At 49.7% G+C, this 19,724-nt stretch carries 18 protein-coding genes; 13 read left to right on the forward strand and 5 right to left on the reverse strand.

The features are described 5' to 3' along the window. Nucleotides 1–26 precede the first annotated feature (26 nt). From H6A13_RS04535 to H6A13_RS04550, 4 genes are all read left to right on the forward strand, one after another. Entirely contained in the window at nt 27–686 is a 660-nt protein-coding gene (locus H6A13_RS04535; protein ID WP_204908433.1) for a YczE/YyaS/YitT family protein, read from the forward strand. Between the two features lie 185 nt (nt 687–871). Next, the gene (locus tag H6A13_RS04540; RefSeq protein WP_204908434.1) at nt 872–1,885 is read left to right on the forward strand and encodes an RpnC/YadD family protein; all 1,014 of its coding nucleotides are present in this window, start codon (nt 872–874) and stop codon (nt 1,883–1,885) included. 112 nt (nt 1,886–1,997) lie between these two features. Continuing rightward, complete coding sequence (locus H6A13_RS04545) at nt 1,998–3,191, forward strand: double-cubane-cluster-containing anaerobic reductase (RefSeq protein ID WP_204908435.1); 1,194 nt, start codon at nt 1,998–2,000, stop codon at nt 3,189–3,191. Next, nucleotides 3,184–4,275, forward strand: coding sequence for a 2-hydroxyacyl-CoA dehydratase family protein (locus H6A13_RS04550; protein ID WP_204908436.1), 1,092 nt, complete (start codon nt 3,184–3,186; stop codon nt 4,273–4,275). Before H6A13_RS04545 ends, H6A13_RS04550 begins: the two co-directional genes overlap by 8 nt. Nucleotides 4,276–4,367: 92 nt before the next feature. On the opposite strand, the gene H6A13_RS04555 is transcribed toward H6A13_RS04550, so the two are convergent. After that, on the reverse strand, nt 4,368–4,739 hold the full coding sequence (locus tag H6A13_RS04555; protein WP_204908437.1) for a Rid family detoxifying hydrolase: 372 nt from the start codon (nt 4,737–4,739) through the stop codon (nt 4,368–4,370). Nucleotides 4,740–4,928: 189 nt separating this feature from the next. On the opposite strand from H6A13_RS04555, the gene lacZ reads away from it, so the two are divergent. The 9 genes from lacZ (at nt 4,929) to mutY (ending at nt 16,828) form a co-directional block, all read left to right on the forward strand. Next, nucleotides 4,929–8,009, forward strand: a complete 3,081-nt coding sequence (lacZ, locus tag H6A13_RS04560) for a beta-galactosidase, LacZ type (RefSeq protein WP_204908438.1) — start codon at nt 4,929–4,931, stop codon at nt 8,007–8,009. A gap of 225 nt (nt 8,010–8,234) precedes the next feature. After that, nucleotides 8,235–8,423, forward strand: coding sequence for a hypothetical protein (locus H6A13_RS13480; protein ID WP_338043008.1), 189 nt, complete (start codon nt 8,235–8,237; stop codon nt 8,421–8,423). Further along, complete coding sequence (locus H6A13_RS04565; protein WP_338043009.1) at nt 8,408–8,992, forward strand: hypothetical protein; 585 nt, start codon at nt 8,408–8,410, stop codon at nt 8,990–8,992. The genes H6A13_RS13480 and H6A13_RS04565 overlap by 16 nt, the downstream gene beginning before the upstream one ends. A gap of 1 nt (nt 8,993) precedes the next feature. Then, a complete protein-coding gene (locus tag H6A13_RS04570) occupies nt 8,994–10,058 on the forward strand; it encodes a uroporphyrinogen decarboxylase family protein (protein ID WP_204908439.1) in 1,065 nt (354 codons plus the stop codon). Between the two features lie 145 nt (nt 10,059–10,203). Continuing rightward, complete coding sequence (locus H6A13_RS04575; RefSeq protein ID WP_204908440.1) at nt 10,204–11,502, forward strand: ABC transporter substrate-binding protein; 1,299 nt, start codon at nt 10,204–10,206, stop codon at nt 11,500–11,502. A gap of 82 nt (nt 11,503–11,584) precedes the next feature. Continuing rightward, nucleotides 11,585–12,472, forward strand: coding sequence for a carbohydrate ABC transporter permease (locus H6A13_RS04580; protein WP_204908441.1), 888 nt, complete (start codon nt 11,585–11,587; stop codon nt 12,470–12,472). A gap of 12 nt (nt 12,473–12,484) precedes the next feature. Next, complete coding sequence (locus H6A13_RS04585) at nt 12,485–13,306, forward strand: carbohydrate ABC transporter permease (protein WP_204908442.1); 822 nt, start codon at nt 12,485–12,487, stop codon at nt 13,304–13,306. Between the two features lie 69 nt (nt 13,307–13,375). Next, nucleotides 13,376–15,061: a DUF4091 domain-containing protein gene (locus H6A13_RS04590; RefSeq protein ID WP_207751839.1), complete on the forward strand. Its 1,686-nt coding sequence runs from the start codon at nt 13,376–13,378 to the stop codon at nt 15,059–15,061. A 3-nt stretch (nt 15,062–15,064) separates the two neighbouring features. Continuing rightward, entirely contained in the window at nt 15,065–16,828 is a 1,764-nt protein-coding gene (mutY, locus tag H6A13_RS04595; RefSeq protein WP_204908443.1) for an A/G-specific adenine glycosylase, read from the forward strand. 56 nt (nt 16,829–16,884) lie between these two features. Here the strand turns inward: mutY and H6A13_RS04600 are convergent, their stop codons facing one another. The 4 genes from H6A13_RS04600 to H6A13_RS04615 all read right to left on the reverse strand — a co-directional run bounded on the left by H6A13_RS04600 (nt 16,885) and on the right by H6A13_RS04615 (nt 19,661). Beyond that, a complete protein-coding gene (locus H6A13_RS04600; RefSeq protein WP_204908444.1) occupies nt 16,885–17,307 on the reverse strand; it encodes a bacteriohemerythrin in 423 nt (140 codons plus the stop codon). Between the two features lie 42 nt (nt 17,308–17,349). Then, nucleotides 17,350–18,018 carry a phosphatase PAP2 family protein gene (locus H6A13_RS04605; RefSeq protein WP_204908445.1) on the reverse strand — a complete coding sequence of 223 codons (669 nt, stop codon included), beginning with the start codon at nt 18,016–18,018 and terminating at the stop codon, nt 17,350–17,352. Between the two features lie 95 nt (nt 18,019–18,113). Continuing rightward, nucleotides 18,114–19,034, reverse strand: a complete 921-nt coding sequence (locus H6A13_RS04610) for a diacylglycerol/lipid kinase family protein (RefSeq protein ID WP_204908446.1) — start codon at nt 19,032–19,034, stop codon at nt 18,114–18,116. A gap of 24 nt (nt 19,035–19,058) precedes the next feature. Continuing rightward, nucleotides 19,059–19,661 carry a TetR/AcrR family transcriptional regulator gene (locus H6A13_RS04615; RefSeq protein ID WP_204908447.1) on the reverse strand — a complete coding sequence of 201 codons (603 nt, stop codon included), beginning with the start codon at nt 19,659–19,661 and terminating at the stop codon, nt 19,059–19,061. Between the last annotated feature and the right edge of the window lie 63 nt (nt 19,662–19,724).

The following is a 19,724-nucleotide window of genomic DNA, read 5'->3' on the forward strand; positions in this document are numbered from 1 at the left end:
TTATAATAAAGAGGAGCAAGAAAGGGATGAGAACTTTGAATCGTATATCTGTTTACATTCTGAAGCGGTATCTGCTTCTTTTTTTGGGCCTTTCTATCATGGCCTTTGGAGTGGCGTTTTCGATTAAGGCGGAACTTGGCACCTCTCCGATTTCCAGTGTACCCTACGTGGTGAGCCTGTTTGCCCCGCTGACGGTAGGGACAGCTACCATACTTATGCACTGCGTGTTTATCCTGCTGCAGATTCTGATCCTGAGGCGGCAGTATCACCCGATCCAGCTGATGCAGCTGCCGGTGGCGTTTTTCTTTGGATATCTGACGGATTTTGGCGTGTGGGCTGTGCAGGGGATCAGCTGCAGCGCCTACTGGCAGCAGTGGATCGTCTGCTTCATCGGAATCCTGCTGGTAGCCACGGGCGTCAGCCTGGAGGTGAAAGCCGGCGTGGTGGTGCTGGCCGGCGAAGGCGTGGTACTCGCTATCTGCAAAGCATTTCCGAAGATCAAATTCGGCTACATGAAGGTGGGGTTCGATGTGACGCTCGTCGTTATGGCATGCGTGCTGTCGTTTGTATTTATTGGGCACCTGGAAGGCGTGCGGGAAGGCACGGTGGCGGCGGCCGTATTGGTGGGGCTGATCGCAAAGCGGATTGGCAAAGTACTGGAACGGTGGAATCTGGAAAAGGAGTAGGGATTCCCTACTCCTTTTTCAGGACAAAATCGTATTGTTTTTTGTGCGCCTCCGTGGTATGATGAGTTCACATCAAAATCCTGGATTTTTATCTTCTTAAAATTCTAATATCCAGACTTCATTTATGGCAGTTCAGCCAGAGATACCTTGTTTTGATGAATTTAAATTGAAAAGAGGAATGCCCTATGGGAAAAACAAATGTAGCGGTTAATCGTTGGCTGGCAGACAACGAGCGTTTTGCCGACCTGTTTAATGGTTTCATGTTTCATGGAAAGCAGATCATTCAGCCAGAGGATCTGGAAAATCTGGATCGGGAAGCAGATATCTTGATCACAGATAAAAGTGGGAAAACACGAGGGGTACAGAGATATCGGGATATCATTAAAAGATGGAAGAAGGATATGAAGCTGGTAGTTCTGGCGTGTGAATCACAGAATAAAATCCATTATGCAATGCCGGTGAGAAATATGCTTTATGATAGTCTCGCATATACAGACCAGATCCAGGAAACATGGCGGTGGCAGAAAAAGGGAAGTATAATGACTGGAGAGGAGTTCCTTTCCAGATTTCGCCGCGGGGATAAAATCTATCCGGTAATTACGCTTGTCTTTTATTATGATGTGAAAAAATGGGATGGAGCAGTGGATTTATATGGAATGTTTCCGGAAATGCAAGATGGGGAGATGAAGGATGTGTTACACAAATTTGTGCCCAATTATTGGATCAATCTGGTGGATGCCGGGGAGATTGAGCGAGTGGAGCACTTTCGCACAGATTTACAACAGGTATTTGGCATGTTAAAATATAGAAATAAAAAAGAGGAATTACAGCAATATATTCATCAGAATCAGGAATATTTCAGCAGTGTAGATGTGGAGACATATCAGGCGCTGGGAGAGTTCCTACATATGGAGAAGGAGTTGGAAAAGATGGCAGATGTAAGGAAGGGGGAAAAGGTTGATATGTGTCAGGCGTTGAAGGAATGGTATGCGGATGGCGTGGAAGAAGGTAGAAGTGAGGGCAGAAGTGAAGGCAGAAGCGAAGGCAGAAGCGAGGGCAGAGCAGAACTGTTGAAAGAATTGATTGATAAGAAGAGAAAGAAAGGTCTGTCTGTGGAAGAGATTGCGGATATCCTGGAAGTGGATGCTAAGACTGTTCGGGAGCTGGCGGGAAAGGATGTAAATAGAAAAAGGAAATAAATGCGTCCTGGTATCGAAATTATTTATTAGTCCTTCTTTGGCGTTGGTGGTATAGTTATATGAAATGACACGGATTTTTTAAAAGAAATTGTATCACTGAAGGAGGAAGACTGTGGCAAACGAATTACCAAAGAATTTTGAAGAATTTGCGGATGCCCGCCGCGCGGGATTTTTGAAAATGAAAGAGGTAAAGGATCAGGGGAAACAGGTATGCGGGATGTTCTGTCAGTATACCCCGGCAGAGATCATTCACGCCGCCGGGCTGAAACAGGTGGCTCTTTGCGGACGCAGCCATTTGCCGATCAAAACTGCTGAGACCAGGCTTCCGGCAAATCTCTGCCCGCTGATTAAGGCAAGCTTCGGGCATGTGCTGGAGGACAGCTGTCCATTTGCATATTTCTCGGATATTGTTGTAGGAGAGACAACCTGTGACGGAAAGAAGAAAATGTATGAGCTTCTGGGGGAATATAAACCGATGCAGGTCATTCACCTGCCCAATGTTCCGGATTATGACCGTTCCCTGGAAATGTGGGTGTCAGAGGTCCGGAAATTTAAGGAAGGGCTGGAGGAACATTTTCATATCACTATTACGGATGACATGCTGAATGCGTCCATTGTCTGGAATAATAAGCTCAGGACCCAGCAGGCCCGGCTTTACGAGTTGGGCAAGTATGATCCGCCGGCGGTTACCGGTGTGGTTATGAACGACGTGACGGACGGCCTGCAGTTTATGTTTGATGACGAAGCAAAATATGAAAAAATATCTTCGATCATTGAGGAATGTGAAAAGAATTGGAAGGAAGGGAAATATCCGGTGGAACCGGATCCGACCCGGCCAAGGCTGATCGTATCCGGGGGCGGATATGTGGCAACCAATGAGAAGACTATTAATGTTATGGAAGAACTGGGAGCGTCTATAGTCTGTTACGAAGGCTGCTGTGGAATTTCTTCGCTCAGGCGTACTGTAGATGAGGACACCAGCCGCGATCCGATCGTACGTATCGCGGAAAAATATCTGGAGGTACCCTGCGCAGTAGTTTCGCCAAATACGAGACGGATGGAGCAGGTGGCAGATACTATTGACGAGTGGAAGGCAGACGGCTATGTCAGCATTACTCTTCATTCCTGCAATCCATTTGCCATTGAAACGGAAAATCTGAGACGTTTGTGTGAATCCAAGGGAATCCCGCTGCTGCATATCCAGACGGACTTTACTCCCGGTGACGAAGCACAGATCCGTACCAGGATCGAAGCGTTTATCGAGATGATCCGGGAAAGCAAAAAGGAGGCATTGACACATGAATAAGAAGACACTTCAGGAGTTGATCTCAAACTGTCATGCCGCCGGCAAAAAAACAGCAGTTTCTTTTTGCTCCCATGTTCCGCAGGAGATTCTTGAGGCAGCGGGGATCTGCAGCCTGCGGCTTCCTTATGTGGGGGGAGTAGATGACGCGGCGTCTCACATACTTGTAAGCAATGTCTGTCCCATCGTAAAAAATGTATGTAATGTGTGCGAGGACTCTGCGCTTGCTGACGTGGATTTGATTTTTGCGGAAACCTCCTGCGATGGAAAGAAGAAAATGTATGAACTGCTTTCCGATCAGAAGCGGATTTATTTTTATCAGGTAGGACAGGGGGCAGACCGGGAATACGTAAGACCTCTGATCAAGTCAGAGGTAAAATATCTGATCAGAGAACTGGGAAAACGGTTTGGCGTCCGCATCACAGAAGACGACATACGTGAAGCTGCAAAGCTCGTTAATGAAGAAAGACAAAGTATTCTGGATCTTATGGCGATCCAGAAAGCAAAGCCCGCTGCCGCATGGGGCACGGAGATTTTCAGGGCGCTGGAAGAACACCGGACAGTTCCGGATATCAGAGAGCGTATCGCGGCAAACAGGAAGACAAAAGAGGAGTTGCTTGCCCAAAAAAGTCCTGTTGGAAAAAGCGCCAGAAGGGTTCTTGTCACGGGCTGCCCTATGAGCGGCGTGTATGAAAAAATCGCAAGTACCATAGAATCCAACGGCGGCGTGGTAGTTGCCTTTGAAAACTGTGAAGTGATCAAATCCGCAATCCGTCATTTTGATACAGAAAATGAGGACATCATGGAAGCCTTTGCCGACTGCTATCAACAGACGGCCTGCGCGATCATGTCCCCTAATACTGTGCGGTTTGATCTGATCCGGCAACTGACAGACGAATACCAGGTCGACGGGGTGCTGGATGTCACGCTGCAAACCTGCCATCCTTATACGGTGGAGCGGGATAAAATGATGCGGTTGTGCAGAGAAGAACTTGGGATTCCGTACATGGCGGTAGAAACCGATGTGACAGATTCGGATGCAGGGCAGCTCGCAACAAGAATAACAGCGTTTCTGGAAATGATCTGATGAACAGATGGGGACGTAGACCTTTGCAAAAAGTCTACGTCCCCATTCACACTTTGTTCACATTTTGAAATGTTTTAATATCCTAAGATATTTTATAGTGCAGCAATAACTTCAATCTCACACAACGCATGCTTGGGTAGTGTTTTTACAGCGACGCAGGTCCTGGCCGGTCTTGAAATAAAGTATTTTGCATATACCTGGTTAAAAGCATCAAAATCATCCATATCAGCAATAAAGCAGTTGGCTTTGATAACTTTGTCAAAAGAAGTACCGGCAGCTTCCAGCATGATGCCGATATTACGGCAGGCCCGGTCTGTCTGCGCTTCGATGGTGTGGACGTGAAGCTCCCCGTCAGAAGGTTCTACACCAATCTGGCCGGCAGTAAAAAAGAATCCGTTATGTGTATACCCTTGTGAATAAGGCCCGTTGGAGGCAGCAATTTTGTCTGTAGTAATGATTTCCATAGTAAATCCGTCCTTTCTTTATACTTTTGAGTATAGCGTAGCATGAGGCGGAGAGGAAAGCAACCGGTACCGGGTACACCCTGAAATTCAATTTGGTACACCCTGAAATGCAAATTGGGACGTAGACCTTTGCAAAAGGTCTACGTCCTATGTTAACATAATAACAAACAACAGAATGAGGAGTACGTGATGAAAAGAGAAATTGTTTTGCAGCATTTAACTGACCCGGAGTTTTTCCAGGAGAATCGGCTGGCCCGGGCTTCGGATCACTTCTGGTACGAGACGGAGGCGGAGGCTCTGGCGGGGATGGATATGAGGCTTTCTGTGAGTCTTTCTGGAACTTGGAGTTTTTTATATGTGCCGAATCCGGAGTCTGTGCCGGAAGATTTTGAACAGCCAGGATTTTCCTGCCTGGGGTGGGACACGATCCAGGTGCCGGCCCACATGGAGTTGTCCGGATATGGCTATCCTCAGTATACGGATACGGACTATCCATGGGACGGGCGGGAGGCTGTTGCGCCTCATCAGATCCCGGGAGAATCGAATCCTACCGGTTGTTATGTGAGAAGTTTCCGGCTGCCGGAACATATGAGGGGGAAACGGCTGCAGCTGCACCTGGAAGGTGTGGAGACGGCGTTTCATTGCTGGATCAACGGTTGTTATGTGGGATATAGCGAAGACAGCTATACGCCGGCGGTTTTTGATATTACAGAGAAGGTGCGGGAAGGGGAAAATAAGATTGCCCTGGAAGTGTATCGGTTTTCCAGCGGAAGCTGGCTGGAGGATCAGGATTTCTGGAGAATGGGCGGTATTATGCGTGATGTCACGGTCCGGGCGCTGCCGGATCTTCATATCCGGGATATGGATATCCGGGCGGGGCTGGCGAAGGGGTATACTACGGGGACAGCCTGCGTGAAGCTTTCTCTCGACGGGACGGGGGCAGAAAAGGCAAAAGTTTCCTGGGAGCTTTATGACGGACGGATCCGGATGGAAGCCCCGGCAGAGGAGAAATGTATCCTGTCCGGGGAGGGACGGATTTCGATGACGGAATCCACGGCCACCGCGCAGTTTGCCCTGAACGTACCGGAGGTGAAACCGTGGAGCGCCGAGATTCCGTGGCTTTACCGTTTGGTGATCGCTGTCCGGGATGAAGAGGGACGGATCCTGGAATCGGCGGCCCAGAACGTGGGCTTCCGGCAGGTGGAGATCCGGGATGCGGTTCTATATTTTAACGGGAAAAGGCTTCGGATCAACGGAGTAAACCGGCACGAGTTTTCTGCAAGAAAGGGCCGGGCCATTGGAAAAGAGGAAATGGAGTGGGACATCCGTTTCTTAAAACAGAACAATATCAATGCTGTCCGTACCAGTCATTATCCCAATCAGAGCTACTGGTACGAACTGTGCGACCGGTTCGGGATCTATGTGATGGACGAGACGAATCTGGAAACGCACGGGACCTGGCATCTGGGAAAATACGACCACACTCTGCCGGGAGATTTCCCTAAGTGGCATGAAGCGGTCATGAGCCGGGCGGAAGCGATGCTGGAACGGGACAAAAATCATCCCTGTATTTTCTCCTGGAGCGTGGGAAATGAATCCTGGAGCGGCCAGAATCTGTATGACATGAGTATGTATTTCCGGAATCGGGATCAAAGCCGCCCGGTCCACTATGAAAATGTGTGTCACGACAGGCGCTGGGAGGGTACGACGGATTTTGAAAGCCGGATGTATGCTACGCCGGTGCAGGCGGAAGAGTATTTGAAAAATGATCCGAAAAAGCCGTATCTTTTGTGTGAATATTCCCATGCCATGGGAAATTCCTGTGGGAATCTGGATGAATACACAGAGCTTTTGGACCGGTATCCTCAGTACTGCGGCGGATTTATCTGGGACTATATCGATCAGTCCCTTTATAAAAAAGATGGCACAGGCCGGGAGTACCTGGCTTATGGCGGGGATTTTGGCGACCGCCCCTGCAATGAAAATTTCTGCACGAACGGGATAATATGCGGGGACAGGACGCCGTCTCCTAAAATGCAGGAAGTTAAATATCTTTATCAGCCTTTCCGGTTGTATCCGGAGGCAGAAGAAATCCGGGTGGAGAATCTGCAGTTGTTTGAGGATGGCAGCAGATTCCGCCTTGTGTGGCAGCTGGAAAAAGAGGGAGAGGTCTTTGCGAAAGGCAGCTGCCGGTTCCAGGGGGCGCCCGGCCAGGTGACCAGAGTTCCCTGTGATATGGTACTTCCGGAGGAACCCGGAGAGTATGTGCGGACCGCTTCTATGGTGCTGGCGGAAGACACGGCCTATGGAAAGGCGGGGACAGAGCTTTGCTTTGGCCAGAGCGTGGAAAGAGTGGATGAGCCGGAGAAACCGGGAATGCCTGCCGGGGAAGGGCAGCAGAAACCGGAAAGCAGGATCCGGATCATTGACGGAGACAGCAGTTTTTCCGTAAAGGGCAATGGTTTCTTGATCATGTTTCAGAAGATGACGGGGAAACTCATTTCCTATCATCTGAACGGAAAAGAACTGGTCTACAACCTGGCGGATACGCTGCATCCGGAATTCTGGCGTGCGCCTACAGATAATGACAGAGGAAATAAGATGCCGGAGCGGTGTGTGATGTGGAAGGGCGCGTCGCTTTATCCGAAAGTGGAACGTGTGGACTGTACCGCAAAAGGGGAAAATGCTGTAGTGGAAACGGTATACCAGCTGGGACAGGGAGCGCTCCTGCAGCTGCGTTATGAGGTGGACGCAGATGGTACGATGTCTGTGACAGAGCGCTATGAGGGGGCCAAAGATCTTCCGGAACTTCCCTGTTTTGGGATGTCCTGGAAACTGCCGGAAGATTTCCGGTATGTTACCTGGTATGGGCTGGGGCCGGAAGAGACGTACAGCGACAGAAAACGGGGCGGACGTCTGGGAGTCTGGAAGGTATTGCCGCAGGACGGTATGGCTGACTATGTACGGCCGCAGGAATGTGGCAATCATGCGGATACCCGCTGGATGGAAATAAGAGACGAAAAAGGAAATGGAATCTGCATCGAAAGTCCGGAGCTATTTGAATTTTCCGTGCTTCCCTACACCTGCCATGAGCTGGAAAATGCAAAGCATCATTATGAACTTCCGCAGTCCTATGCGACTGTGCTGCGCCTCCTGGAGGCACAGACCGGGGTGGGCGGCGACAACAGCTGGGGCGCATGGGCTCATGAAAAGTATGTGCTGGACAGCGGAAAAAACAGAGAATTTCAGTTTACTGTACGCAGAGTATAAACAGACCAGGAGGTCCATTCCGAATTACTTCGGAGTGGACTCCCTTCTTTTCCCATGCTATAATGTGCCCAAAGCATTATATTTCTGACAGTTCTTTTGCAGTTGATCCGTGTCTGATATTCTTTTTTCAAGAAATTTCAATGCTTTTATTCCAGGTAAACAGCAGAGAGATTTCTGAAAAAGGTAAGGGAAATCTCCTGCACAACAAAAAAGGAGGAGATTTTTATGGGTAACACGTATACCACGGAATTGCCGTCAGCAAACAGGATTTTTAAATCCAGTGTTTTTACGATGCTGTACAGCGATCCCAAAGAGGCGCTGCAGTTGTATAATGCGGTAAATGGAACTGAATATAAGGATCCTGAACTTCTGGAAATTAACACACTTGAGTATCCGATTTGTATTCGGTTATGACCAAAGACCACGACCTGTATTCGGAGAAGATGATTTCCATTCCGGCGCCCCGGTTTGTGATCTTTTATAACGGGGAAAAGAAGCGGCCGGAGCAGGAAGTGCTGCGGCTGTCTGACGCGTATTTTATCAGGGAAGAGCACCCGGCGCTGGAACTGGAAGCGGTCATGCTGAATATTAATGCAGGAAATAACCCGGAATTATTAAAAGCGTGTAAGTCACTGGGAGAATATGCGGAATATGTGGCAAAAGTGCGCCGGTATGCAAAGGACATGGCTCTTGCGGAAGCGGTGGAACGTGCGATCACAGAGTGTATCCAGGAAGGGATCCTTGCAGATTTTTTGGAGAGGAACCGGGCAGAGGTGAAAAAAGTGAGTTTATATGAGTATGATGCAGAGAAGCACATGCGGCAGGTGCGGGAAGAAGCAAAAGAAGATGGGCGGATGGAACTTTTGCAGGAGCAGATTGCAAAGAAACTGGAAAAGGGTCTGTCTGTTCAGGAGATTGCGGAGGCTCTGGAGGAAGAACCGGATACCATCCGTAATTTGATCACGCATAAGAAAGAGGGATAATATGAGAGCACATCCACATCCGGCGGATCAGATGACGCCGGTGGAACGAAAGAAAGCGCTAGAGGAAGGAAGGGACTTTGACCGGTATCCGGCGGTCCCTTTTATGAGTGAGTTTAAATGTCTGTTTACCGGGATCGGCGTCTGGGATTTCTGGCACGATCCGGTTAAGATGGCAGAGGCGGAACTCCGGGTGTTTGAAAGGTTCGGACAGGACCGGATCGTGATCGGTCCCAATACCCGGGGGATTGCCGAGGCGCTGGGAGCAGAATATGTTTACCCGGAAAATGGCGTGCCCTACGCGGGCCGGCCAAAGCTGTCGGATTACGGGATGCTGGAAGGGATGGAACCGGTGGACGCAAAAAGCAATCCCAGAATCCGGGATTTTGCCCGGGCGGCGGAGCTTCTGATGGAAGCCGCGGGAGAGATCGTGCCGGTGGAGGCGAGTATCGGCGGTCCTTTTACGCTTGCGGCAAATTTGCGGGGCGTTGAACTTCTATTGAGAGATCTTAGGAAATGTCCCCTGGAGGTGCAAAAAACCCTGCGGCTTATAACGGACAGTCAGAAAAGCTGCATCGATATGGCTGCGGAATACGGGCTTGGCATTGCCATGGCGGATCCGGTGGCCAATCCGATGCTGGTTGGGCCGAAGATCTACGAAGAGTTTGTGTTCCCATACACCAAAGAGCTGACCGATTATGCATTTTATAAAACCGGGAAAAAGGTTTCTCTCCACATGTGCGGCAAGACCAACAGCATCTGGAAGTATCTGGCAAAGTACGAGTTAAATGAGATCAGCCTGGATAATATTGTGGATCTTGAGGAGGCTGCTAAGGATCTGGGAAGATTTGTACCAATCGCCGGTAACGTAGACCCGGTAGAGGTGATGCTGAACGGAACTGCGGACGAGATCAGGGAGGCGGTTGCGCGCTGTATCGGAATGGGTGAAAAGGCGGAAAAAGGATATACGCTGACCACCGGCTGTGATATCCCGGAGACCACCAGGCCGGAGCAGGTGGACGTTTTTATGGATGCGGCAAGGGAGTATAGCCGGAACTGCCACTTATAGAAAAAGACAATAAATATAAAAATATATTAGAATTATTGATTTGTTGCCACATTGCAATAATGTTAAACTTATGTCGAGTACGGATAGGCCGAGTCGGATTTTTAAGAAGAACAGCATACCCGAAAAAAGACAGGAGGAAAATATTATGAAGAAGAAATGGCTGAGCGCCCTGCTGGTTACAGCTATGGTGACCGGTCTGGCGGCAGGATGCGGCAACAATGGAGAAGAAGAACCATCCGAAGAAGGCGGCAAGACACTGGAAGTGTGGCTGGCTCCACTGGATGATGATACGGAGAAAAACTGGGGAGACCTGCTTGGCGACTGGGAAAAAGAGCATGACTGTACCGTCGACATTACAGTAATCCCGTGGGATAAATATCAGGAAACCTATTCTACAGCAATGAGCTCCGGCGAGGGCCCGGATGTAGGATATATGTACAATGAGATGATCCTTCCTTATATTGAGTCCGGTGCGATCGTAGATATGACCGACTACATTACCGAGGAAGACGAGGCAGAGTACAAATATCTGCAGAACGGATATATGATGGACGGACAGTATGGCTGGCCGCTGGTAACAGGCGTTCCTTTCGTGCTGTATTACAATGTGGATATCTTAAATGAACTGGGCGAGCAGCCGCCGGAAACCTGGGATGATTTCGTAAGAATCTGTGAGAAGGCAACTCAGGATACCGATGGCGACGGCGAGATCGACCAGTACGGATATGCGGTTGGTATGAACACCACAGATATCGGACCTACACAGATCCTGAACGCATACTACTACAGCGTACTGTGGCAGAATGGAAGCAACATTTACAATGACGATATGAAGAGTGTAAGATTTGCGGACGAAGCAGGAACAGAAGCGATGACCTGGATGAAAGACCTGACCCAGTACATGAATCCTGACTTCATGTCCTACTCCTGGTCTGACGCATTCTCCACTATTTTCGGAGAAGGAAAGGCTGCCTTTGGCGTAAACCGTTCCGCACAGACAGACGAGACTACTTATGCAGAGTCTTATCCGGATCTGAACTGGGATTATGTGACATCTCTGAAAAATGTTGATTATGGCACATTCGGAGCAACCGACAGCCTGACACTGATGTCTGACGCTGACGATCCGGATCTGGCTATGGAATTTATCAAGTATGTGACCGGCGCTGAGTTTATGGAGCAGTACCACGCAAAATGCCCGGGCGCTGCGCTGACTAACAGCGAGCCTTATGTCGGCGATCCGAAGATGGAGCGCATCTATACAGAGGATACAGATAAATGGCACGGCATCCAGGTTGGACCTTGCGGAGATGAGATCCTGACACAGCTTGCTGCAGATCTTCAGGGAATTATGACCGGAGAACTGACGGTAGAAGAAGGACTTGCAGAGGCAGAGGAGTATTCCAACCAGCTGCTGGATGAATACTGGGCAGATAAAGAATAATTGAACGAAAAAAGTAAGATAAAAAAGAAAGGCCCACGGTTGGTGGGCTTTTCTTTTCTCTGTAGTATAAGGAATTGAGAAGATGAAGAAAAAAACAGGAATCAAAAAAATCGAGCCATATCTGTATATTACGCCGATCACACTGATCCTGGTGTTGTTCGTGATCGGATCGGTGCTGATCTCGCTCACGCTGGCGTTTACCAAATATAATATCATTACGCCGCCGGTATTCCGGGGCATTGATAACTATACCAGGATTCTGGGGGACGCAAAGTTTTTAAAAGCCCTTGGAAATACTTTGAAACTGCTGGTCTATATCGTGCCGCTGCAGATGGTGTCCGGTATCCTGATGTCGGTATTTCTGCTGGCGACCAGGAAACGGCTGCTGGGAAAGATCGCAAACTGCGTGATCTTCATTCCCTTCCTCTGTTCCAATGCGGTGGTCGGCGTGGTCTGGAGACAGCTTCTGAACGGCAAGATCCCGCCGGTGGAGTGGTTCTTCGGTCTGTTTGGTATCGAGCCTTCCATGCTGCTGGGAGATTCTAAAACGGCGCTGATCACGGTGGCGATGGTGGCGATCTGGAAATGGATGGGGTATTATTCTGTCATTTATCTGTCGGGGCTGATGTCTATTCCCACTACCTGTTATGAGGCGGCCAGGGTGGACGGAGCGGGAAAGATCCGGTGCTTCTTTTCCATTACGCTTCCGATGCTGAAACCGACGATCATATTGACTCTGTTCCTCTGCGTGACCACGTCACTCAGGAATTTTGAGCTGATCTTCAACCTGACCGGAGGCGGTCCCAACAATGCCACCACCGATCTGGTGATGTACGCATATACGCTGTGCTTCCGGACCAGCGCTTCTGCCGGATATGCCATGGCGGTTTCCAACGTGTTGTTTGTAGTTGTGCTCATCATCGGTCTGATGCAGCAGCGGCTGCTCAGAAGAGATGCGTCAGAATTATAAGGAGGGGTGAAAATGCAGTTGGCAAAAAGATTTGTAAAAGCAGGTGTTTCGGATATCGTACTGATCGCGATCATCATTATGAGCATTTTCCCGTTCATTTATATGTTCATGATGTCCTTTAAATCTACGATCAATGCGTTTGACTTTGATTTTTCCCTGGACAAGCTGACACTGGAGCAGTATGTGAAGGTATTCCAGGTAGATAATTTTGAGCGTTATATTTTCAATAGTGTATTTGTGGCCGTGGCAGGCGTGATCCTGACTCTGGCGGTATGTTCTCTGGCAGGTTTTGCCTTCGCCAAGATGGACTTTAAGGGGAATAATAAATGGTTTATTTTCCTGGTGCTGACTCTGATCGTGCCTTCGGAAGTGATCATTGTGCCGTTGTTCCTGATCGCGAGAGGACTGGGGTGGCTGAATATGTACCGGGCGCTGATCCTGCCGCTGCCCACGGCGTTTGGCGTGTTCATTATGCGGCAGGCTATTCTGGACGTGCCCTCGGATCTGATCGATGCGGCAAAGATTGACGGATGCGGCAATTTTAAGACTTTTATCCGGGTGGTGCTGCCGGTGGTGCGCTCTTCTCTGCTTGCGCTGGCAATCTTTACCTTTGTGGGCGCATGGAACAATTTCCTGTGGCCTCTGGTTGCCTGCTCCAAGGAAGAGATGAAGACGCTGCCGCTGGCCTTAAGCCTGATGAAGACCCAGTATAATACCGATGTGGGACTGACCATGGCCTGTGCGGTGATCAACTTCCTGCCGCCTTTCCTGTTCTACATTTTCATGCAGAGCAAATTTAAGGAAGGTATGACCATGGGCGGAGTGAAAGGATAAATTTAGGGGTTGCGTTTTTCTTTTCTTCCAGTATGATGTAGGATAGAGATCTATGAAGGAGACGGCTTTATGGTGAAAACACAGACAGAAATCAACTACGAGATGAAATTATTAAGTTCCCTGGACAAGGTATTTCAGGACGAGACGCCGGTCTACCGCCCGGAGTGCATGAAGTTAAGCGCCCTGTGGGGAGAGACGGTGTCTTATCAGGCAGCCTACACCGGCGACTTCTTTATGCGGGAGCGACTTCAGGTGCAGGTGGTGTCAGAGATCGCAGACGCCGTGCGGGTGCGGACTGTGGAACAGGTGCCGGTAGGACGGGCCACCAACGGGATCGTGGATGATAATTACTTAAAGACCACCTCCGGACTCTATCCGGATCTTCTTCGGGATCTTCCGGAAGACCGGAAAGTGATCGTGTGCTCCCGCCAGTGGAGAAGCCTGTGGATCGATGTGAAGGTCACAGATCAGATCCCGGCAGGGGATTATGAGATTGAGATCCGTCTTCTGAAAGAAGAGGAGCCGGTCTGCTCCTGTATTGTAAAACTTCATGTGATCGGGACCGCGCTTCCGAAGCAGGAGATCATGCATACAGAGTGGATGCATGCCGACTGCCTGGCGGATTATTATCATGTGCCGGTATTTTCTGAGGAGCATTGGCAGATCCTGGAAAATTTCTTTGCGGAATATGTGGATCGGGGCTGCAATATGATGCTGGTGCCGTTATTTACCTCTCCTCTTGACACAGCGATCGGTCTGGAGCGGACCACCACCCAGCTGGTAGAAGTGGAGGTAAAGGACGGACAGTATAGCTTCGGATTTGACAAGGTGAAGCGCTGGATCGACCTGTGCCGGAAATACGGCATCGAATATTTTGAAATGTCCCATCTGTTCTCCCAGTGGGGTGCGAAATATGCGCCCAAGGTGGTGGCAAAGGTGGATGGAAAAGAAGAAAAGATCTTCGGCTGGCACACACCGGCTGTGGGCGAGTACACCAATTTCCTGCACGCCTTTCTTCCACAGCTGATCGGAAAGCTGAAAGAATGGGGCATTGCGGAACATACGTATTTCCATATCTCCGATGAGCCAAGAGAAGAGCATCTGGAAAGTTACCGGGCGGCCAAAGAATCCTTGGGAGATCTGCTTTCCGGTTTCCATACCTTTGACGCGCTTTCCAGCTATGAATTCTATAAGCATGGTCTGGTGGACAAACCGATCCCGGGCAACAATGAGATCGAAGAATTTCTGGAGCACGGCCTGACAGATATGTGGACCTATTACTGTACCGGACAGTTCTATGAAGTAAGCAACCGCTTCATGTCCATGCCTTCTGCAAGAAACAGGATTTATGGCATACAGCTGTATAAATACGATATCATCGGGATCCTGCACTGGGGCTATAATTTTTACAACACCCAGTTTTCCATTGAACATATCAATCCCTATGAGGTGACAGACGCAGGCAATGCATTCCCGGCCGGGGATCCTTTCCTGGTCTATCCGGGAAAGGACCGTCATCCGGAAGAGTCGATCCGTATGATGGTACATTATGAAGCACTGACAGACCTTCGGGCATGTAAGCTTCTGGAGAGCCTGACCTCTAAGGAGCATGTGATGGAACTGATTGAGGAGGATCTGACGGAACCTCTGACCTTCCGGAAATATCCGAAGTCAGACATGTATCTTCTGACCCTCAGAAACCGGATCAACCGGGAGATTGAGAAGTTTGTAAAGGACACAGCTAAGGGAGACTAATAGATGAAGTATGAACATATCGAGCCGGGAATTTTTCATTCCCGGCCCAACCGGTTTATTGCAAAGGTGGAGATTGGCGGCAGGGAAGAAACGGTGCATGTAAAGAATACCGGGCGCTGCAGGGAGCTTCTGGTGCCGGGTGCGAAGGTGTATCTGGAGCGCTCCGGGAACCCGGATCGGAAGACGAAGTGGGATCTGATCGCAGTAGAAAAGGGAGAGCGGATGATCAACATGGATTCCCAGGCTCCCAATGTTCTGGTAAAAGAATGGCTGGAAGCGGGCAATCTCTTCTGCGATCTTGCCAGGATCCGGCCGGAATATACCTATGGAAATTCCCGGTTTGACCTGTATGTGGAGGCGGACGGGCAGAAGATCCTGATGGAAGTCAAAGGCGTGACCCTGGAAGAAGACGGCCGGGTGCGGTTTCCGGATGCGCCAAGTGACCGGGCGGTGAAGCATATGGAAGAATTAAAAGAGGCGGTCAAAAACGGATATCAGGCTTACGTCTTCTTTGTGATCCAGATGAAAGGGGTCCGCTTTTTTACCCCGAATACCGATACCCATCCGGAATTTGCCAGAGCCTTAAAGGAAGCGGCAGATGGCGGCGTACAGGTGCTGGCTTACGATTGCCTGGTCTCTCCGGAGGAGGTTCATATCGCGGATCCGGTGCCGGTAGCGCTGGAAAATCCGGCGCTCTACGAGATGGCAGATCCGCTGGTTGGCTGGTACAGGGAGCATAAGCGGGATCTCCCCTGGAGAAAAGATCCGGACGCCTACCGGGTGTGGGTGTCAGAGATCATGCTGCAGCAGACCCGGGTGGAAGCGGTAAAGCCCTACTACGAGCGGTTTTTAAAGAAACTTCCCACGGTCCGGGATCTGGCCGATGCAGAAGAAGACGTGCTTTTGAAGCTGTGGGAGGGCCTGGGATATTATAACCGGGTGCGGAACATGCAGAAGGCGGCCAGACAGATCATGGTGGATTTCGGAGGAAAATTTCCGGAGACGTATGAGGAGATCTGCTCGTTAAAAGGCATCGGAAGCTACACGGCGGGCGCCATCAGCGCCTTTGCCTACGGCCTTCCAAGGCCTGCAGTGGACGGCAATGTGCTGCGGGTGGTCATGCGTCTTACCGGAAGCCACGCGGATATCATGAAGCAATCGGTGAAGCGTAAGGTAGAAGATGCGCTCCAGGAAGTGATCCCCAAAGACGCGGCCAGCGACTTTGATCAAGGGCTGATCGAACTTGGCGCCATCGTCTGTGTGCCAAACGGAAGTCCCCGCTGTGAGGAATGTCCGCTTGCTTCCATTTGTGAGGCCAGGAAGCAGGGACTGACCGGGGAAATCCCGGTGAAGAGTAAAGCGAAGGCAAGAAGGATCGAGAACCGTACCGTACTGCTCTTTAAAGATCATAAAGAACTGGCTGTCCGCAAGCGTCCTGGAAGAGGGCTGCTTGCCGGGCTCTATGAATTTCCCAATGTAGAGGGACATCTGACAATGGATGAAGTGACAGCGTACTGCAAAGAGATCGGCCTTGCGCCGGTCCGGGTACGGCCTCTGGAAAACGCAAAACATATCTTCAGCCATATTGAGTGGCATATGACCGGATATGAGGTCCTGGTGGATGAACTGGAAAAAACGAATGAGAAAGGATTTCTATTCGCTCTGCCGGAAGAGATCGGGAAAAAATATTCCATCCCGTCTGCATTTGAGGTTTATGTCAGACATGCAGGAATCGAGAAAGGGATCGGCGGTCAGGAAAACGTATAACAAAAGAAGGGCTCTGCAGTCACAGACTGCAAAGCCCTTCTTTTGTTATGCGTATTCTACAGGCGTTCGTTGCTTTCGCGCATATTCTTATACTCGGCAACGGAACGGTCAAACCCCTGAATATGGGTGTAGAACCAGTCTACGATATTTTCCTGGACCTTCTGTACAAAGGCGTTGGACGGACCTTCCTCTTCCTCCAGCATCTCGTCTAATTCTTTGATGGTCTGGCGGAATGCCTCATGTTGTTCACGGTGTTTGGCAAATCCGGGATATTCGATCTCTCTTTGCAGCTGCTCTTCTGCTGAAAAATGGAAATCTGTATAATCCGCCAGATAGTCCAGTGTCTTGACTGCGACCGCTTTGTCATTGCTCTGCTCGCAGCTTTCCAGCAGTTTGTTCATCCGATCGATCAGCTCTTTGTGTTGGGAATCGATCATCTCATTTCCGGTTACCAGATTGTCAGTAAATTCTGCGTACATAGTAGTTTCTCCTTCCTGTAAATAGGTGTTTTTTTATTCCATTTATACCGGCTGCTTCATCAGCTTTGGAACCTTCTTTTCCTGCAGCACATAGACCAGAGGATAAACCAGGAGCGCGATGGCAAAAGCAGCGAACACGTCCGTGGCGGAGTGCTGTTTTAAGAACACCGTAGATAAAATGATCAGTGCGGTCAGGATGTAGGCGCCTGTGCGGACGGCCCGGTGTTTTTTCAGTCTGCTGCTGTGGGCGATGGCGATCGCCGCACCCAGTGAATTATACACATGCAGGCTTGGCAATACGTTGGTGGGCGTATCTGTGGCATATATGATCTGTACCAGCTGTGTAAAGAGGTTCTGATGGTCAAAAGACGCAGGGCGTAAGTTCTGACCGTTCGGGAAGAAGGTACAGATGATAAGGAACAGAGTCATGCCGGTGATGGTAAATGCTGCCAGCCGGTAAAAACTCTGCTTTTCTGTGAAGAAAAAGTAAAGTCCGGTGGCGGAAATAAAAAAGAACCATAAAAGATACGGCACCACAAAGTATTCAACAAACGGGATATAAGGATCCAGAGGAGAGTGTACCATGGTATATCGTACACCCGTCCGGTGTTCCAGCCAGGTAAACCAGGGCATATAGATCAGCACATACAGAAAGACCCATGCATGGCTGTATTTTTTCAATAGTTTTCCGGTTTTTTTCCAGATATTCATCTTGCTTACTCCCTTTGCAAATGTTTTAAGTATTCAGTATTTCCGGATTCCTCAAGGATTATAACATGAAAAAAAAGAATCAACAACCGAGTTCACTATTTGTTAATAAATTTCATGAGAAGTTTTTCTTTTTCCAGGCAGACTTTGATCCGTTTTTGTCGAAGAACGGGTTCTCCGTCGGTGTGGACCGGAAGTTCTTCCTGGCTGATGAATTCCGCGCTTTTGCAGGTCAGCGTGTAGATGCCCGGGAAATGGGTGTGAAGACCGAAGAACGCGGTGGGTAAAAGCAGCAGGAGGACCAGTTTGGGAAGTCCGGCCACTGCTATGATATTCAAGGTCCCGTCTTCGCAGTCTGCCTTTGGGCAGAAGCGAAATCCGCCTCCCTCAAAGGGCAGGTTCATGGCGGCTGCAAAATAGACCTTTGACAGAGCAAGCTTTTTTCTGCCGTCCAGAAGGATCGTCATCTTTCCGGGACGCAGGAAAAAAAGCAGCTGGAGCGCCACGCCTGCATAGGTCAGCTTTCCCAGGTGCAAAAGATTGAAGATGGCTTTCAGTTTTGAGACCATGACCTGATGGCAGACGGCCGCGTCAAAGCCAAGTCCGGCGCTTACGATGAAGCGGCGGGACTGTCCGTTATAGCGGATGCATCCAATGTCCACCGGCCGGACCGGCGCGGTCAGGATCTTTTCCAGCGCTTCTTTTGGATCTGCGGGGAGTCCCAGGCCGCTGGCCAGATCGTTGCCGGAGCCAAGCGGGAGATAGCCCAGTTCTGTCTGCGACAGATGGCAGATCCCGTTCAGCACTTCATTTACCGTGCCGTCGCCTCCAAGGACGATCAGAGTATGGCGTGCTCCGTCCGAAGTGATCTCCTTTGCAATCTTTGTGGCATGCGTCTGGTATCTGGTAAAATGCACCTGATAGGGCAGTTCCTTCTGATCCAGAAGCGGTCTTAATTCCCGCCAGGTTTCTTTTCCAAGTCCGGACCTGGCGGCCGGATTGACGATAAAATGATACATGAAAAGCTCCTTTCCCCCGGGGCGTTAAAACAATCCGTCCAGGTAGACTTTTAAGGATCGTTCCATGTTTCGTTCAAAATCAGCCTCCCCGTTTTTCAGACACCAGTCGAAGACATTTCCGATGACGATGATCCGGATGTCGCTGGTCACATCTTCCAGGGGAAGCGGCAAGGTGATCACGCCGGCATCCATGGCCCGTTTCAGATAATCGTGTACGGTAACGATCGGGTAGGGACGCTCGGTCCGGGTCAGCGGGTTCAGGGACTGGTTCTTGGGGGTGTAATAGTTGGACATAAAGGCAACCCCCAGTTCCCGGCAGTAATGGACATAATTTAAGTACACGCGGATGATCGCTGTCTTGGCCTCTTCGGCATTTCCGGGCAGATCCAGATAATCCGGATTAATGCTTGGCTGCTCTTCAATATAATAGGACAGCAGATCGTCTTTGGTCTTAAAATGATGATAAAAGCTTCCATTGGATACGCCCGCTGCCTCGCAGATATTTTTGATGGACAGAGCTTCATACCCCTGTTCCTGCAGGATCTGTTTGGCGGCATTGAAGATCCGGGCCTTTGTCTCCCGTGATTTTTGCTGCTGCCTGGAAAGCTCCTGTGCATTGATCTCCATATAAAAAACCCCTTTTAACGATATTTTAAAGCTGTGTCCAGTATACCATGGAAGCCTTGTTTT

The sequence above is a fragment of the Mordavella massiliensis genome (assembly GCF_016902415.1).
Lineage (GTDB): Bacteria > Bacillota > Clostridia > Lachnospirales > Lachnospiraceae > Merdimonas > Merdimonas faecigallinarum.

What these genes read in the sequence shown, in the direction of transcription:
- lacZ (WP_204908438.1), top strand. Translation starts at nt 4,929, where the DNA reads ATGAAAAGAGAAATTGTTTTGCAGCATTTAACTGACCCGGAGTTTTTC.
- H6A13_RS04575 (WP_204908440.1), top strand. Translation starts at nt 10,204, where the DNA reads ATGAAGAAGAAATGGCTGAGCGCCCTGCTGGTTACAGCTATGGTGACC.
- H6A13_RS13480 (WP_338043008.1), top strand. Translation starts at nt 8,235, where the DNA reads ATGGGTAACACGTATACCACGGAATTGCCGTCAGCAAACAGGATTTTT.
- H6A13_RS04600 (WP_204908444.1), bottom strand. Translation starts at nt 17,307, where the DNA reads ATGTACGCAGAATTTACTGACAATCTGGTAACCGGAAATGAGATGATC.
- H6A13_RS04535 (WP_204908433.1), top strand. Translation starts at nt 27, where the DNA reads ATGAGAACTTTGAATCGTATATCTGTTTACATTCTGAAGCGGTATCTG.
- H6A13_RS04610 (WP_204908446.1), bottom strand. Translation starts at nt 19,034, where the DNA reads ATGTATCATTTTATCGTCAATCCGGCCGCCAGGTCCGGACTTGGAAAA.
- mutY (WP_204908443.1), top strand. Translation starts at nt 15,065, where the DNA reads ATGAAGTATGAACATATCGAGCCGGGAATTTTTCATTCCCGGCCCAAC.
- H6A13_RS04580 (WP_204908441.1), top strand. Translation starts at nt 11,585, where the DNA reads ATGAAGAAAAAAACAGGAATCAAAAAAATCGAGCCATATCTGTATATT.
- H6A13_RS04585 (WP_204908442.1), top strand. Translation starts at nt 12,485, where the DNA reads ATGCAGTTGGCAAAAAGATTTGTAAAAGCAGGTGTTTCGGATATCGTA.
- H6A13_RS04590 (WP_207751839.1), top strand. Translation starts at nt 13,376, where the DNA reads ATGGTGAAAACACAGACAGAAATCAACTACGAGATGAAATTATTAAGT.
- H6A13_RS04605 (WP_204908445.1), bottom strand. Translation starts at nt 18,018, where the DNA reads ATGAATATCTGGAAAAAAACCGGAAAACTATTGAAAAAATACAGCCAT.
- H6A13_RS04570 (WP_204908439.1), top strand. Translation starts at nt 8,994, where the DNA reads ATGAGAGCACATCCACATCCGGCGGATCAGATGACGCCGGTGGAACGA.
- H6A13_RS04550 (WP_204908436.1), top strand. Translation starts at nt 3,184, where the DNA reads ATGAATAAGAAGACACTTCAGGAGTTGATCTCAAACTGTCATGCCGCC.
- H6A13_RS04555 (WP_204908437.1), bottom strand. Translation starts at nt 4,739, where the DNA reads ATGGAAATCATTACTACAGACAAAATTGCTGCCTCCAACGGGCCTTAT.
- H6A13_RS04540 (WP_204908434.1), top strand. Translation starts at nt 872, where the DNA reads ATGGGAAAAACAAATGTAGCGGTTAATCGTTGGCTGGCAGACAACGAG.
- H6A13_RS04615 (WP_204908447.1), bottom strand. Translation starts at nt 19,661, where the DNA reads ATGGAGATCAATGCACAGGAGCTTTCCAGGCAGCAGCAAAAATCACGG.